General features: G+C 56.7%; 12 protein-coding genes. All 12 read left to right on the forward strand.

Features of this window, described 5'->3' with window-relative positions; genetic code table 11:
• Positions 1-22: 22 nt before the first annotated feature.
• The 12 genes from RHM65_RS14255 (at position 23) to RHM65_RS14310 (ending at position 15,832) form a co-directional block, all read left to right on the forward strand.
• Positions 23-1,540 carry a CoA-acylating methylmalonate-semialdehyde dehydrogenase gene (locus RHM65_RS14255; protein ID WP_322183667.1) on the forward strand — a complete coding sequence of 506 codons (1,518 nt, stop codon included), beginning with the start codon at positions 23-25 and terminating at the stop codon, positions 1,538-1,540.
• 35 nt (positions 1,541-1,575) lie between these two features.
• Positions 1,576-2,388, forward strand: coding sequence for a TIM barrel protein (locus RHM65_RS14260; protein ID WP_322183669.1), 813 nt, complete (start codon positions 1,576-1,578; stop codon positions 2,386-2,388).
• Between the two features lie 91 nt (positions 2,389-2,479).
• Positions 2,480-4,417, forward strand: coding sequence for a 3D-(3,5/4)-trihydroxycyclohexane-1,2-dione acylhydrolase (decyclizing) (gene iolD / locus RHM65_RS14265; RefSeq protein ID WP_322183670.1), 1,938 nt, complete (start codon positions 2,480-2,482; stop codon positions 4,415-4,417).
• Between the two features lie 37 nt (positions 4,418-4,454).
• Positions 4,455-5,465, forward strand: a complete 1,011-nt coding sequence (locus RHM65_RS14270) for a Gfo/Idh/MocA family oxidoreductase (RefSeq protein WP_322183672.1) — start codon at positions 4,455-4,457, stop codon at positions 5,463-5,465.
• A 116-nt stretch (positions 5,466-5,581) separates the two neighbouring features.
• Entirely contained in the window at positions 5,582-6,442 is an 861-nt protein-coding gene (locus RHM65_RS14275) for a sugar phosphate isomerase/epimerase (protein ID WP_322183674.1), read from the forward strand.
• 180 nt (positions 6,443-6,622) lie between these two features.
• Positions 6,623-7,642: a Gfo/Idh/MocA family oxidoreductase gene (locus RHM65_RS14280; RefSeq protein ID WP_322183676.1), complete on the forward strand. Its 1,020-nt coding sequence runs from the start codon at positions 6,623-6,625 to the stop codon at positions 7,640-7,642.
• A gap of 210 nt (positions 7,643-7,852) precedes the next feature.
• Positions 7,853-8,779, forward strand: coding sequence for a sugar ABC transporter substrate-binding protein (locus RHM65_RS14285; RefSeq protein ID WP_322165321.1), 927 nt, complete (start codon positions 7,853-7,855; stop codon positions 8,777-8,779).
• A 48-nt stretch (positions 8,780-8,827) separates the two neighbouring features.
• The gene (locus tag RHM65_RS14290) at positions 8,828-10,399 is read left to right on the forward strand and encodes a sugar ABC transporter ATP-binding protein (RefSeq protein ID WP_322165320.1); all 1,572 of its coding nucleotides are present in this window, start codon (positions 8,828-8,830) and stop codon (positions 10,397-10,399) included.
• A gap of 33 nt (positions 10,400-10,432) precedes the next feature.
• The gene (locus tag RHM65_RS14295; RefSeq protein WP_322183678.1) at positions 10,433-11,455 is read left to right on the forward strand and encodes an ABC transporter permease; all 1,023 of its coding nucleotides are present in this window, start codon (positions 10,433-10,435) and stop codon (positions 11,453-11,455) included.
• A 327-nt stretch (positions 11,456-11,782) separates the two neighbouring features.
• Positions 11,783-12,187, forward strand: coding sequence for a TraR/DksA family transcriptional regulator (locus RHM65_RS14300; protein WP_322165318.1), 405 nt, complete (start codon positions 11,783-11,785; stop codon positions 12,185-12,187).
• Between the two features lie 607 nt (positions 12,188-12,794).
• Positions 12,795-14,033 (forward strand): methyl-accepting chemotaxis protein, encoded by a 1,239-nt coding sequence (locus RHM65_RS14305; RefSeq protein WP_416195141.1) that lies wholly within the window; start codon positions 12,795-12,797, stop codon positions 14,031-14,033.
• Between the two features lie 311 nt (positions 14,034-14,344).
• Positions 14,345-15,832 carry a DUF2235 domain-containing protein gene (locus RHM65_RS14310; RefSeq protein WP_322183684.1) on the forward strand — a complete coding sequence of 496 codons (1,488 nt, stop codon included), beginning with the start codon at positions 14,345-14,347 and terminating at the stop codon, positions 15,830-15,832.
• The last annotated feature ends 88 nt before the right edge of the window (positions 15,833-15,920 follow it).

Here is a 15,920-nt window from a genome sequence, read left to right on the forward strand (position 1 = left end):
CTATTCGATGAGGAACAGTGGCATGAGCAACACTCCGATTATTGGTCACTACATCAACGGCCACGTGCTCACCGGCTCGGGTCAAAACGACGCCAGCGAGCGTTTCAGCAATGTGTTCAACCCCGCCACTGGCAAGGTGCAGGCGAAAGTCGCGCTGGCCGGTGTGAAAACCGTGGATGAGGCCGTGGCTTCTGCATTGGCGGCGTTTCCGGCCTGGGCTGATCAGTCTTCGCTGCGCCGCGCCCGGGTGATGTTCAAATTCAAAGAGCTGCTGGATCAACACCATGATGAGCTGGCAGCGATCATCAGCCGCGAACACGGCAAAGTGTTTTCCGACGCCAAAGGTGAAGTCACACGCGGAATCGAAATCGTCGAATTTGCCTGTGGTGCGCCGAGCCTGTTGAAAACCGATTACAGCGATAACATCGGTGGCGGCATCGACAATTGGAACCTGCGCCAACCGTTGGGTGTTTGTGCCGGGGTCACGCCGTTCAACTTCCCGGTTATGGTGCCGCTGTGGATGATTCCCATGGCCTTGGTCACGGGTAATACCTTCATTCTCAAACCCTCTGAACGCGACCCTTCGGCCAGCTTGTTGATGGCGCGTCTGCTCAGCGATGCCGGGTTGCCAGACGGTGTGTTCAACGTGGTTCAGGGCGATAAGACTGCCGTTGATGCCTTGCTGCAACACCCGGACATCGAAGCTATCTCGTTTGTCGGTTCGACGCCGATTGCCGAATACATCTACCAGCAGGGCACGTCGCGGGGCAAGCGTGTGCAAGCCTTGGGCGGTGCCAAAAACCACATGATCGTCATGCCTGACGCCGACCTCGATCAGGCCGCCGATGCTTTGATCGGTGCGGCCTACGGTTCCGCCGGCGAGCGCTGCATGGCGATTTCCATCGCGGTGGCGGTCGGTGACGTCGGCGACCAACTGATCGAAAAACTGCTGCCGCGCATCGACCAACTCAAGGTTGGCAATGGCATGCAACGCGACATTGACATGGGGCCGCTGGTGACTGGCGAGCACAAAGCCAAAGTCTTGGGGTTTATCGATCAAGGGGTAGAGCAGGGTGCCCAGCTGATTGTCGATGGCCGTGACTTCAGCGTGCCGGGTTCAGAAGAAGGTTTCTTCGTCGGCGCCACGCTGTTCGATAACGTCACCCCTGACATGACTATTTATAAGCAGGAAATTTTCGGTCCGGTGCTGGGCATTGTTCGGGTGCCGGATTTCGCCAGCGCCGTGGCGTTGATCAACGCTCATGAGTTCGGTAACGGCGTGTCGTGCTTCACCAGTGATGGCGGCATTGCCCGTGCCTTTGCTCGCACGATCAAGGTCGGCATGGTCGGGATCAACGTTCCGATCCCGGTGCCGATGGCCTGGCATTCGTTCGGCGGTTGGAAGCGCTCGTTGTTCGGCGATCACCATGCGTATGGCGAAGAAGGCATGCGCTTTTACAGCCGCTACAAAAGTGTGATGCAGCGCTGGCCAGACAGCATCGTCAAAGGCCCGGAGTTCGGTATGCCCACTGCTAAATAACCTCTCACCCGTGTACGTTTAGGAGAATAAAAATAATGAGTCATCCCCTGCGTTTCGCCCTGAATCGTATGGTTGCCCCACGTCTGTCGCTGCCAGATTTTATTGATCTGGCAGTGACGCTGAACGCCGACGCGATTGAAATCCGCAACGACCTCAAGGGCGTTGAAATCGAGAACGGTATGGCGCCTCAGGCCGTGCGTGAACAGTGCGCGGCCCACGGCATTCGGGTGTTGTCGATCAACGCGTTGTACCCGTTCGATGTCTGGGACGACGAGCGCCGGGCGCAGGCGCTGAAGTTGGCGGCTTATGCCCGGGACTGCGGCGCTGAGGCGTTGGTATTGTGCCCATTCAATGGCCCCACCGATCCGCGGACTGTCGGTGAGCGGGCGTCGGGATTACGGACTGCATTGAGTGAGCTGGCGCCTATTTTACTCGAGTACGGGATCCTCGGTTTCGTCGAGCCGCTGGGTTTTCAGCAATGCTCGCTACGGTTTAAGCGCCAGGCGGTGGACGCCATAACCGCCACTGGTGGGCTGGATGTGTTTCGGGTCGTGCATGACACCTTTCACCACCATCTGGCGAATGAAAAAGAGTTTTTCGCGGACCTCACCGGGTTGGTGCACATCTCCGGTGTCGAAGACGGCGACGTACCGCTGCCAGATATTCGCGACGGGCACCGGGTGCTGGTGGGTGAGGGCGATATTCTCGGCAATTCGATGCAGATTGATCGGTTGCTTAGCGATGGCTACACGGGGCACCTGTCCTTCGAGCCCTTCGCTGACAGCGTGCATGAGTTGGATGATATTCAGCAGGCCGTCTCGGCGAGCATGGCTTATTTAAAGCGTTGAATGTGCGGGCCTCTTCGCAGGCAAGCCTGCTCCCACAGAGGTGTGTGCAGGCTTGCCTGCGAAGAGGCCCATGGGACAAAGGGAATCAAACATGAAAACAACACGATTAACCATGGCCCAAGCGCTGGTGAAGTTTCTTGATAACCAGTACGTGGAAGTCGATGGGGTGGAGAGCAAATTCGTCGCCGGTGTGTTCACGATTTTCGGCCACGGCAATGTGTTGGGCATCGGCCAGGCCCTGGAGCAAGACAGCGGGCAATTGATCGTCCATCAAGGCCGCAACGAACAGGGCATGTGCCACGCCGCCATTGGTTTTGCCAAACAACACCTGCGGCGCAAGATTTACGCCTGTTCTTCATCGGTGGGGCCGGGCGCTGCGAACATGCTCACTGCGGCGGCGACCGCGACGGCCAACCGTATTCCGTTGTTGCTGCTGCCCGGCGATGTCTACGCCAGCCGCCAACCGGACCCAGTGTTGCAACAGATTGAGCAGTTTCACGACTTGAGCATCAGCACCAACGATGCGTTCAAAGCCGTGAGCAAATACTGGGACCGCATCAACCGTCCTGAGCAGTTGATGAGTGCCGCCATCAATGCGATGCGCGTGTTGACTGACCCGGCCGAGACCGGCGCCGTGACCTTGGCCTTGCCGCAAGACGTGCAGGCCCAAGCCTACGATTACCCGGACAGCTTCCTGCAAAAACGCGTACACCGCATCGACCGTCGCCCCGCCAGCGACGCCATGCTTGGCGATGCCTTGACGTTGCTCAAAGGCAAGCGTAAGCCGTTGCTGGTGTGTGGCGGCGGGGTGCGGTATTCCGGCGCGGCGGATGCTTTGCAGGCATTCGCCGAGCGCTTTGATATTCCGTTCGCCGAAACCCAGGCCGGTAAAAGCGCAATAGTTTCAGCCCACCCGTTAAACATGGGCGGCTTGGGCGAAACCGGTTCGCTGGCCGCCAACCTGTTGGCCAAGCAAGCAGACCTGATCATCGGCATAGGCACCCGCTACAGCGACTTCACCACCGCCTCGAAATGGCTGTTCCAAAACCCCGACGTGCAATTCCTCAACCTCAACGTCAGTGCTTTTGATGCGCAGAAACTGGACGGTGTGCAACTGGTGGCGGATGCCAAGTTTGCGCTGTTGGCCTTGACCGATGCGCTGAACGACAGCGGTTATCGCTCGGCATGGGGCGATCAGCCGCACCAGGCACGGGCGAGACTGGATGCCGAAGTGGATCGCATCTACGCGGTGGAATACCAAAGCGACGACTTCGTTCCAGAAATCAACGACCACCTTGATCCGGCCGTGCTGCGGGAATTTATCGAGATGACCGGTTCTTGCCTGACCCAAAGCCGGGTACTGGGCGTACTCAATGCAAGCCTGCCCCGTGACGCCGTGATTGTTGCCGCCGCTGGCAGTTTGCCGGGTGATTTACAGCGCGCCTGGCGCACCACCGCGGTCAACAGCTACCACGTGGAATACGGTTTTTCCTGCATGGGTTACGAGGTCAATGCCGCACTGGGGGTCAAGCTCGCCGAACCGCAGCGTGAGGTCTATGCGCTGGTGGGCGACGGCTCTTACATGATGCTGCACTCGGAGCTGGCAACCTCGATTCAAGAGCGCTGCAAGATCAACGTGATCCTCCTCGACAACATGACCTTCGGTTGCATCAACAACCTGCAGATGGAACACGGGATGGACAGCTTCGGCACCGAGTTTCGCTTCCGTAATCCGGAAACCGGCAAGCTCGACGGCGATTTTGTCCCGGTGGATTTCGCCATGAGCGCAGCGGCCTACGGTTGCAAGACCTACAAGGTGACCACAATTGCCGAACTTGAAGCGGCATTGCTTGATGCGCAGAAACAGACCGTCTCTACCCTGATCGATATCAAGGTTCTGCCCAAGACCATGATCCACAAATACCTGTCGTGGTGGCGCGTGGGCGTGGCCGAAGTCTCGACCAACGGCACCACCGCGCAGGTGTTTGAAAAGCTCAGCAACGAATTGGCGAAAGCCCGCAAATACTGACAACTCACTCCACAACAACCACAACGGGAGCAGTGAAATGGCGTTGAAAATAGGCGTAATCGGCACCGGCGCAATTGGCCAGGAACACATCCGGCGATTGAGCCAGACCTTGTTGGGCAGCCAGGTTGTGGCGCTGAACGACATCAATCTCGAACAGGCCGCCAACGTGACCCGCGACCTGGACCTGACCGCTGAGATTTACCCCGACGGCCATGCGTTGATCAATGCTCCAGAGGTGGAAGCGGTGCTAGTGACGTCCTGGGGCCCGAGCCACGAAGCGTTCGTGCTGGCCGCGATTGCGGCCGGTAAGCCTGTGTTCTGTGAGAAACCATTGGCCGTTACTGCCGAGGGCTGCCGCCGAATCGTTGATGCTGAAATCGCTTACGGCAAGCGTCTGGTGCAGGTCGGTTTCATGCGCCCCTATGACGAGGGTTATCGGGCGCTCAAAGCAGTGATCGATAGCGGGCAGATCGGCGAGCCGCTGATGCTGCACTGCGCCCATCGCAACCCGACCGTGGGTGAGAATTACAAAACTGACATGGCGATTACCGACACGCTGATCCATGAGATCGACTTGCTGCGTTGGTTGCTCGACGATGATTATGTTTCGGTTCAAGTGGTGTTCCCGCGCAAAACCGGCAAAGCTTTCGCGCACCTCAAGGACCCGCAAATTATCTTGCTGGAAACCGCCAAAGGCACGCGCATCGATGTCGAAGTGTTCGTCAATTGCCAATACGGTTACGACATTCAGTGTGAAGTCGTCGGCGAAACCGGGATTGCGCGCTTGCCGGAGCCCTCACAAGTCCAGTTGCGCAGCGGCGCCAAACTGTCTAGCGCGATCCTTATGGACTGGAAAGACCGCTTCATCGCCGCTTACGACGTCGAGTTGCAAGCCTTCATCGACAGCGTACGCATCGGTCAGATCGGCGGCCCCTCCGCGTGGGATGGCTATGCCGCCGCAGTCACCGCCGACGCGTGTATCGAAGCCCAAAAAAGCGGAGCAATCGTCCCCGTGGGCTTGCCGGAGCGGCCAGCGTTTTATGATTGACACATTTTCAAGGAGCCAACTTGTTGGCGAAGCGATTCATCAGCCAATCGCCAACAAGACGGTATCTACAGGGATTTCACGTGAGTTGAGCAATGGTTTCATGAAGGAGAACAATAATGCGCATTGCACTGGACCCTTACATGTACCGCCATCTGTCACTCGGGCAGATGGTCGATAAAGTCGCCGCGCTGGGCTACGAACACATTGAGCTGTCGCCCCGCGAAGACTTTCTGCCCTTCTATAAATACCCCCGCGTTGATCGGGCGCGGATCAAAGAGTTTCGCAAAGCCTTGAGCGACGCCGGGGTCAATCTCTCGTCATTGTTACCGCTCTATCACTGGGCCGATGCCGACGAAGAGCTGCGCAACGCCGCTGTGCGCAATTGGAAGCGTGCGATCCAAGTCGCCGTGGAAATGGACTGCCCGCTAATCAACACTGAGTTCAGCGGCCAGTCCAATAATGCATTGGTCTGTGAAAACCAGTTTATGAAATCCATGGACGAACTGATGCCGATCTTCGAGCGCGAAGGCGTGAAGCTGGACATCCAGGCGCACCCCTACGATTTTTGCGAGCGCAACAACGAATCCGTAGACATCCTCCGTGGCCTGGATTGTGACTGGATCAACTACCTGTATGCCGCGCCGCACACCTTCTTCTATGACGACGGCAAAGGTGACATCGCCTCAATGCTCCGCTACGCAGGCGAAAAGCTCACTCATGTGATCATCGCCGACACCTACAACCACCGCGCCTCTTCGGGTCTACGCTATATCGTCAACCCGCCGGGCGTTACGGCCACGGTGCATCAACATTTGGACATAGGGCAGGGCGATGTGGATTGGCCGGCGTTCTTTTCAACCCTGCGCGACATCAAGTTCGACGGCATCGCCACCGTCTCGGTGTTTGCCTGGGAAGAGCGTGCCGACGAATCCAGCCGCTTCATGCTGGAACGGGTGAGAAGCGAGTTGATCAGATAAGCACACTGAAACTGCCTTGAGGCTGTGGGAGCGAATTCATTCGCGAATGCCAAGACTCGGTGGCGACGGGTACACCGCTTTCGTCGGCAAGCCCACAGGACACATTGAACACTCAAACTGTGGAAGCAGGCTTGCCTGCGAAGATTACGGCGTAAATATTTTGAATCAGAGGACCTTTAAATGCGTATTGGATTAGTCGGATATGGCAAAGGTGGGCGCTATTTTCACGCGCCGTTGATCGCCAGCTTGCCGGGTGCCAGTTTTGTCGGCGTCGTTACCCGTTCCCCGGAGCGGCGCCTGGAGTTGGCGCAGGACTACCCCAACGTCCTGGCGTTCGACACGCTGGCGGCGCTGGTCGGCAACGGCGTGGATGCAGTGGTGATTTCCACGCCATTGGCCTCGCGACGGGCACTGATTCTCGAAGCCATCGAACTGGGCGTGGCCGTGGTCAGCGATAAGCCGTTCGCCAACGACGCGGCTCAGGCCCGGGAGTTGGTCGAGGCCGCTGAGCGATGCGGTGTGCTGCTGAGCGTGTATCAAAACCGTCGCTGGGATTCGGATTTCCTGACCGTCCGCAAACTGATCAATAACGGCGTGCTGGGCGACATCACGCGTTTTGAATCCCGAGTGGAACGTTATTCACCTAAATCCGTGGGCAAGGTCAGCGGCGGTGGAATGCTTCGCGATTTAGGCAGTCACTTGGTAGATCAGGCCCTCTTGTTGTTCGGTCCTGTGTCACGGGTGTACGCCGAACTGGACTTTTCAACCTCAGACAAAGAACTCGATCACGGGTTTTTTGTGTCGCTGACCCACGCCAGTGGCGTGGTTTCGCACCTCTGGGGCAGCTGTTTGCAAAACTGTCCGGGGCCGCGTTTCAGGGTCAGCGGCTCAGCAGGTTGCTACAGCGTGGAAGGGTTAGACGGGCAGGAAGCTTCAACCTTAGCTGGGCTGTCACCGAAAAGCGAAGGTGATAACTGGGGCGTTGAAGAACATCGCCGCTGGGGCTGGTTCGAACAGGGCGAACAGCGCGAACGTATTCCTTCCGAACGTGGCTGCTGGAACGAGTTTTATCGGCAGTTGCAGGACGCGGTTGCAGGTAAAGGCAATAACCCGGTGGACGCGCGCGATGCAGTGGCGTCAGCCGTGGTGCTGGACGCGGCGCGAGCGAGTGCCGAGTCAGGCACGGTAATTAAGCTGTAGGCGAACCCTGTAGGAGCGAACGTGTTCGCGAGGCGATGAACCTGATGCGCCACATCAGCCTTCGCGCCAACACGTTGGCGCCTAAAGAGGTGCAAGTCAGTAGCGTAAAAATAGAAAAGAATTCTAAAAGCAGTTGATATAGAAATTATTTTCTAATAGAGTCGTTCCAAGTTATCCATACAACTACAAAAACGTGGAGACAGACCGATCATGAACACCCCTATCCGTTTCACTTCTCTTGCCTTGTCACTTATGTTCGTCAGCGGCGTTGCCTTGGCCGATATGAAAATCGGCGTGAGCATGTCGCAGTTCGATGACACCTGGCTGACCTACCTGCGCGAAGACATGGCCACCAAAGCCAAGTCCATGCCTGACGGTGTGTCGCTGCAGTTTGTGGATGGTCGTGCTGACGTGAACAAGCAGTTGAGTGATGTACAAGCCCTGATAAACCAGAAAGTGGATGCACTGATCGTCAACCCGGTCGATACCGCCGGTACCGCGAAGATTACTCAGGCTGCCGTCGCGGCAGGTATTCCGTTGGTGTACGTCAATCGCCGTCCAGATGATCTCCACCTGCCTAAGGGCGTGATTACTGTGGCCTCCAATGACGAAGAGGCCGGCAAGTTGCAGATGCAGTACTTGGCCGACAAGATGGGTGGCAAGGGCAGTATCGTGATTCTGTTGGGCGACTTATCAAATAACTCCACGAAAGGTCGCACCGATGGAGTCAAAGAAATTCTGAAAAAATACCCAAATATCAAGATAGACCAAGAACAAAGTGGCACGTGGTCACGGCAAAAAGGGATGGACCTGACCAACGACTGGATCACCCAGGGCAAAAAATTCGACGCGGTGGTCGCCAACAATGACGAAATGGCCATCGGTGCGTCCATGGCGTTGAAGCAGGCGGGCGTTGCCAAGGGTAGCGTGATGATTGCCGGTGTCGACGGCACGCCGGATGGCTTGAATGCGATTACCAAGGGTGACCTTACGGTATCTGTATTCCAGGATGCCAAAGGTCAGGCCGATGGTGCCCTGGATGCCGCTGTGAAGATGGCCAAGAAAGAACCGGTCGAACAGTCGGTCTGGGTGCCCTATCGCCTGATCACCCCGGAAAACGTTGCTTCGTTCAAATAACAGAATCATCTCTTTCTATAACAAGAATGTCGCGAGAGGATTTGTCACATGTTCACTTCTGGTACGACTCCAAGTAACGCCACGCCCGATGTGTTGGCGGGCGCTGCCGCGATGGACACTGTCGACACGCCGTATCTGCTGGAAATAGTCAATGTCAGCAAAGGCTTTCCCGGCGTGGTGGCCTTGTCCAATGTGCAGCTTCGCGTGCGCCCCGGTTCAGTGCTGGCGTTAATGGGCGAAAACGGCGCGGGCAAGTCCACGCTGATGAAAATCATTGCCGGCATCTACCAGCCCGATGAAGGCGAGATACGTTTGCGTGGCAAGCCGATCAGCTTTGAAACTCCGCTGGCGGCGTTGCAAGCGGGGATCGCGATGATCCATCAAGAACTTAACTTGATGCCACACATGAGCATCGCCGAAAACATCTGGATCGGCCGCGAACAGCTCAATGGTCTGCACATGGTCGACCATAAAGAAATGTACCGCTGCACGGCAGACTTGCTCCAACGCCTGCGGATCAAACTTGAACCGCAGGATTTGGTAGGCACGCTAAGCATCGCCGAGCGGCAGATGGTCGAAATCGCCAAAGCGGTGTCGTATGACTCAGACGTGTTGATCATGGACGAACCGACCTCTGCCATCACTGAAACAGAAGTCGCCCACTTGTTCTCGATCATTGCTGACTTGAAGGCTCAGGGTAAGGGCATCATCTACATCACCCATAAAATGAACGAAGTGTTCAGCATCGCCGATGAAGTCGCTGTGTTCCGCGACGGTGCCTACATCGGCTTGCAACGCGCCGACAGCATGGACGGTGACAGTCTGGTGTCGATGATGGTGGGTCGAGAACTGAGCCAGTTGTTTCCTGAACGTGAAAAACCTTCCGGCAACTTGCTGCTCTCAGTGCGCGATCTGCGTCTGAATGGCGTTTTTGAGGGCGTTTCATTTGACCTGCACGCCGGGGAAATTCTCGGCATCGCCGGTTTGATGGGCTCAGGACGTACCAATATTGCCGAAACCCTTTTTGGCATTACGCCCAGCGATGGTGGCGAGATTCAGCTCGACGGCGTCAGCGTACGCATCACCGACCCTAATCTGGCGATCAAAAAAGGCTTCGCCCTGCTGACCGAAGACCGCAAATTGACTGGCCTGTTTCCGTGCCTGTCGGTGCTGGAAAACATGGAAATGGCCGTCATCCCGCATTACGCAGGTGGTGGTTTTATCAAGCAAAAAGCCTTGCGTACCTTGTGCGAAGACATGTGTCAGAAGCTCCGGGTAAAAACCCCTTCGCTGGAGCAGTGCATCGATAACCTGTCCGGTGGTAATCAACAGAAGGCCTTACTCGCCCGTTGGCTGATGACCAATCCGAGGATATTGATTCTCGACGAACCCACCCGCGGCATCGACGTTGGCGCCAAGGTGGAGATCTATCGATTGATTACTTTCCTGGCCAGTGAAGGCATGGCGGTGATCATGATTTCTTCGGAGTTGCCCGAGGTCTTGGGCATGAGCGATCGGGTCATGGTCATGCACGAGGGCGAGATGATGGGCATGCTCGACCGTGGCGAGGCGACCCAAGAGCGAGTGATGCATCTGGCTTCCGGCAATTCGATTCACTAGCCGGTCGACGCCGCAGAGAGAGGAGTAACCGCTATGAACGCAATTATTGGCAACAAACCTGTCGCTGTCCCGGCAAGGTCTAAACGGCGTTTGCCTACCGAACTGAGCATTTTGTTGGTGCTGATCGGTATCGGCCTGGTCTTTGAAGTGTTTGGTTGGATCGTTCGTGATCAGAGCTTTTTGTTCAACTCGCAACGTTTGGTACTGATGATCCTGCAAGTCTCGATCATCGGTTTGATCGCCATTGGTGTGACCCAAGTCATTATCACCACCGGTATCGATTTGTCCTCCGGTTCGGTATTGGCGCTGTCAGCGATGATTGCCGCGAGCCTGGCGCAAAGCTCCGATTACACCCGTGCGGTGTTCCCATCGCTCACTGATTTGCCGGTCTGGATTCCGGTGGCGGTTGGCATGGGCGTGGGGCTGCTGGCCGGTGCCATTAACGGCAGTATTATCGCCATTACCGGCATTCCGCCCTTTATCGCCACTTTGGGCATGATGGTCTCGGCGCGTGGCTTGGCGCGCTTCTACACCGCAGGCCAGCCCGTGAGCATGTTGAACGACTCCTACACGGCTATCGGTCAGGGCGCGATGCCGGTCATTATTTTCCTGGCGACGGCGGTGGTGTTCCATATCGCCCTGCGCTACACCAAGTACGGCAAATACACCTACGCCATCGGTGGCAACATGCAGGCGGCGCGCACCTCCGGGATCAATGTCAAACGGCATTTGATCATTGTCTACAGCATTGCCGGTCTGCTGGCGGGGTTGGCAGGCGTCGTCGCTTCAGCGCGGGCAGCCACCGGGCAAGCCGGTATGGGCGTGTCCTACGAACTGGATGCGATTGCCGCAGCCGTCATTGGCGGCACCAGCCTGTCAGGGGGGGTAGGGCGTATTACCGGCACGGTCATCGGTGCTTTGATTCTGGGTGTCATGGCCAGCGGTTTTACGTTTGTTGGTGTCGATGCGTATATCCAGGACATCATCAAGGGCCTGATCATTGTCGTTGCCGTCGTCATCGACCAATACCGCAACAAACGCAAAATCAAACGTTGATCGCTGAACGTCTCCTGGGGCCAGCCCTGGCCCCTTATACCCGTCGTCCCTCCAGCCCGGAACTGATGCCTGTTTTCAGGGGTCAGACCGTCACTGATGCGCAAGTCATTGTCCGATCAGTGGTCACTCAAGCCGCTGGGTGACCGGCTTGAGTGACTTGTTGCGCAAAACTGCTTCAATTATGTTGCTGTGTCCCTACCACGGCCTTAGACTGCCGCCCCTCGTAAATTGAGTGCCAGGTGGCGCTTGGAGACTGTGGCGCTTTTTCGGCAACGCTGAGTCGCTCCCTAATTCGCCCTAATGCACGTATTTTTTATAGAGAAATCAATGACAAAGGACAAGTTGCTGGCGATGCCAGCCGATGACTACATGAATTCCGAGCAGCACGCCTTCTTCGTTGCGCTGCTGCAATCCATGAAAGTCGAGATCCATGAGCGTATCGATCAAAGCCGTATCGCTATCGAAAGCCTGGACACGCCCGCTGACCCTGCCGATGCGGCTTCGGTCGAAGAGGAACGTCACTGGCTGGTCAACATCATTGATCGTGACCAGCGCATGCTTCCACAACTGGAAATGGCGCTTTCGCGCATTTCCGATGACAGCTTTGGCTGGTGCGACGACAGCGGCGAGGCCATTGGCCTTAAACGCTTGCTGATCAGCCCGACCACCAAGTACTGCATCGAAGCTCAAGAGCGTCACGAGCAAATCGACAAGCACCAGCGTCAGGCCTGATCAGGCCACGGGTTGCTTTACGGGGGCATTCAATTGCCCCGGTATTTCCCCCCTCGTTATTTGCTTCACGCGCAGAATATTTATCACGCTGCGCGCTCGCGCCAACGTACAACTAACGACCCATAGCTAATGGCCAATGTCTGGCGTTTAATGCAGGCATAACAACCAAAAATGCAGATGGGTGACGAACATGGCTGGAGTTGGACCTCTCATGGGATCGCTGGCGTCGCAGGCGCAGGCCTCCAACGCATTGGCTGTAGAACCGCAACGTCCTCTTAGCCGCACCCGCTGGCTGACCCCATTGATACAAAGCATTTTGCTGTGTCTATTGCTGATGGCAATGGCCTTTCTCAGCGTGTCGGTCTACGCCTGTCTACCATTGGTGCTGGTGGTCATCTGGTTGCCTCGCCTGTTTGCCGCACCGACGATTTCAGCCCTCGCACCGAGCAGCGGCGAAGGTATCGAAAAATTGACTCGCGATTTGTCGTACGCCACCAGTCACAACGCACTGTCCGCCGCCAGCGTGGCATTTTCTGTGGGCCAGTTGGCAAGCAAGGTCCAGTCGCAGCTCGACGCAGCCGAGCAAATCGTCAGCAGCGCCGACGTGATGATCGCAACCGAACAGGTGACCTCTCTTCTGAGCCAACAGGCACTCAGCGCCGCCAGCGAGGCCCGCGTCAGCAGTGACGCCGGGCGTAGCGTATTGGCTGAGTCCATCATTCGGATGCACCAGTTGAGCAAGCGCGCGGTCAGCAGTCGCGAGCTGATCGAGGCCTTGAACCAACGCAGCTCAGACATTCAGCGTGTCACCCTGGTCATCCAGTCAATTGCCAGTCAGACCAATTTGTTGGCGCTCAACGCCGCCATTGAAGCCGCCCGCGCCGGTGAGCACGGGCGAGGCTTTGCCGTAGTTGCCGATGAAGTACGCGGTTTGGCGGGGCGCACCGCCAGCGCCACCGAGGAAGTCGGGCAAATGGTGACCGATATTCAGCAGCTTACGGGGCAAGTGGTCGAGCAGATCCGGCAGTTATCCAGCGACCTGGACACCGGCGTCGAACAGGTTGAGCGAACCGGTCAGCACTTGGAAAACATCGCGGGGTTAGCCGCCGGGGTTGAAGCGCAAGTCAGCGAAATCGCCGCAGGCGCGCAAACCAATCAGCAACAATTGAGCAGCCTGTTTACCGCCGTTGAGCAAATGCGCGGCGATTTGGCGATCAGCGACGAACAAACCAAGCAACTGGCGAAGGCTGCGGTGCAAATGGAGGGGCAGGCGGAAACCATCAGTGAGCGGCTGGCCCAAGTTGGCTTGGATGATTACCATCAGCGAATTTACGATCTGGCCCTTGAAGGGGCGCATCAAATCTCGACTCAATTTGAAGCGGACATCGGGCAACGTCGTGTCAGCCTGGAAGACTTGTTTGATCGCAGTTACCAACTGATACCTAAAACCTCTCCGCCCAAGTTTCAGACACGTTTTGACCGGTATACCGACCAGGTGCTGCCATCGATTCAAGAATCGTTGCTGCCGCGCCATGAGGGCTTGGTGTTCGCCATCGCCTGCACACCTCAAGGTTACGTGCCGACGCACAATACTGCGTTCTGTCAGCCGCTGACCGGCGATCCCCGACTCGACACCGTGCATAACCGAACCAAGCGCAAGTTCGATGACCGCACGGGCATCCGTTGCGGCAGCCATCAGCAGCCCGTGTTGCTGCAAACCTACACCCGTGACACCGGTGAACTGATGCACGACCTCTCGGTACCGATCATGGTTCAAGGTCGTCATTGGGGTGGACTGCGTCTGGGCTACAAACCCGAGGGTCTGCCACCGTCTACGCGTGGCTAAGAAGTTTCCTGCGAAATCAGCGATTCCCGGCATTTACTTGTGGGAATCGTCTGAAATCTAACCGCGGTGAGTCACCGAATACTGATAACGACTACTGCTTTCGAAAGCGTAAGTTCGTCCTTCATTTAGGCCGTTTTGCAGGGCGTTTAAGTTGTAAGCCCCTCAAAAGTCCTTAACGTTTGTGGGACTGTTCTGAAATATCGTGATGACCTTGACGTCGGTTCGCGGCTGAGCAAGCTGGTTTAAATCAACAGTCACTTTTTGATTTAAGCAGTCTGACTTTCAGCTGCATTCCACAGGCATTGAACATTATGGTTTCTATTTTTAAAACAGTGTGTGACGGGCGCTGCCCTGACCTTCACGTTCAAACGCGCGGTGTTACGGTGCGCATCGGCTTATTCTTCGATGGAACAGGCAATAACCGAATAAACAGCCAAATCGCGGCGGATTGCCGTGCTCAAGCGGTAATGAACAACAACGCTCATACCGGCGCTTGCGCTGGACGTCATGCGAACGCCGCTAGCAGTTATGCTAGCGACATTACGAACATTGCCCGGCTGTATGAATTGTATGTATTGCGGCCCAAGGCGCATGAGACACCGCAGGGGTTAAGTGTGTCTGTGCCCATTTACGTCAGCGGCGCTGGCACCACATCTGGCAAGCACGACTCTGTGTGGGCGGGCCAAGTGCTAGGGCGCGGTAACACGGGGGTTCTGGCCAAGGTCTCTGAGGGGGTGAAAAAGCTCCGAACGGTGCTCGAGACTTTTCAGACGAATAATTGCGGCTGCACGGTCGAGGGGTTGGAACTGGACCTGTTTGGATTCAGCCGAGGCGCTGCGGCGGCTCGGCATTTTGCCAACGAAGTGTTGAAACAAGAGAAGGGGGCACTTGGCCCCTTGCTCAAGCTGCAAAGTATTGCGTGGGGGTCCGACTTCGCGTGGGGTTCAGGCAGCGTCAGGCTGAAGGTGATCGGGTTATTCGACACGGTGGCCGCGATCGGTGGTTTTTCAGACTTCGGAAATACGAGGGATAACTGCAATCGCCGGGTCAATCTTTACCTACCTCCAGGCAGCGCTCAACAGGTGCTGCACTTGGTTGCAGGTGATGAGCAGCGGCGTAATTTTGCCTTGAACAGCGTGACGCCGGGTTGGCCCAAGGAGATCGTGTTGCCAGGGGCCCACTCTGATATCGGCGGCGGCTACCACCTGAATGTTCGCGAAAAAGTGCTGCTCTCCCGTCCTCGGCGCAGTGTTGTCAATCTGAATACGGCGTTTCATGAAACGGTTGCCTGGCGCGAAAGCCAGGCTGATCTTCAGACCATAGACGCCAGGGAGTGGCTAGACCCGCTGGACGCGGAGGCTTCGCTGTCGATCGAGAACGATGAACGTCTCCCCAATGCGGGCAGCAACACGGTTGGGGTAAAAGCGGTTGTGGCAGCGGTGAGTATGAATCGCCGGGTTTATGGACATCTCTCTCGGGTTTATTTGCGCGTGATGCATGAATTGGCAAGCGCCGAGGGCGTGCCGTTGGAACCAGTGCCAGACAGCCCGGCGCTGAGCCTGGTGCCGGAATTACAGGTCATCGCTCAAAAGCTGATTGCGTACGCCAAAGGTGGTCCGTACACGCTGGATGAGGGCGAGCAGCGTTTACTGCGTCGACGTTTCATCCATCGGTCCGCGCATTGGAGTGCGCTGGTCGGCAGCGGTGCCAGCCGAAGCCACGCGATTTTCGTGCACGCGCCGGAGCCTGGGGGACGAATTTGCCACCCCAATGTTGGCAAGCCCGGTTACCCCGAATGACCTTTTTCGCTAGACCATGGGATGGTTTGTTACCGGTTATGTAACGAAGCTATGCAAGGGATAGCTTTTTCCCCAGGCGTCTAACCCC

This window comes from Pseudomonas sp. CCI4.2 (assembly GCF_034350045.1).
Classification (GTDB): domain Bacteria; phylum Pseudomonadota; class Gammaproteobacteria; order Pseudomonadales; family Pseudomonadaceae; genus Aquipseudomonas.

Excerpts from the sequence above, each read along its gene's own strand:
- RHM65_RS14305 (WP_416195141.1), top strand. The coding sequence starts at position 12,795 with ATGATCGCAACCGAACAGGTGACCTCTCTTCTGAGCCAACAGGCACTC.
- RHM65_RS14260 (WP_322183669.1), top strand. The coding sequence starts at position 1,576 with ATGAGTCATCCCCTGCGTTTCGCCCTGAATCGTATGGTTGCCCCACGT.
- RHM65_RS14285 (WP_322165321.1), top strand. The coding sequence starts at position 7,853 with ATGAACACCCCTATCCGTTTCACTTCTCTTGCCTTGTCACTTATGTTC.
- RHM65_RS14310 (WP_322183684.1), top strand. The coding sequence starts at position 14,345 with ATGGTTTCTATTTTTAAAACAGTGTGTGACGGGCGCTGCCCTGACCTT.
- RHM65_RS14295 (WP_322183678.1), top strand. The coding sequence starts at position 10,433 with ATGAACGCAATTATTGGCAACAAACCTGTCGCTGTCCCGGCAAGGTCT.
- RHM65_RS14290 (WP_322165320.1), top strand. The coding sequence starts at position 8,828 with ATGTTCACTTCTGGTACGACTCCAAGTAACGCCACGCCCGATGTGTTG.
- RHM65_RS14255 (WP_322183667.1), top strand. The coding sequence starts at position 23 with ATGAGCAACACTCCGATTATTGGTCACTACATCAACGGCCACGTGCTC.
- iolD (WP_322183670.1), top strand. The coding sequence starts at position 2,480 with ATGAAAACAACACGATTAACCATGGCCCAAGCGCTGGTGAAGTTTCTT.
- RHM65_RS14280 (WP_322183676.1), top strand. The coding sequence starts at position 6,623 with ATGCGTATTGGATTAGTCGGATATGGCAAAGGTGGGCGCTATTTTCAC.
- RHM65_RS14275 (WP_322183674.1), top strand. The coding sequence starts at position 5,582 with ATGCGCATTGCACTGGACCCTTACATGTACCGCCATCTGTCACTCGGG.
- RHM65_RS14270 (WP_322183672.1), top strand. The coding sequence starts at position 4,455 with ATGGCGTTGAAAATAGGCGTAATCGGCACCGGCGCAATTGGCCAGGAA.
- RHM65_RS14300 (WP_322165318.1), top strand. The coding sequence starts at position 11,783 with ATGACAAAGGACAAGTTGCTGGCGATGCCAGCCGATGACTACATGAAT.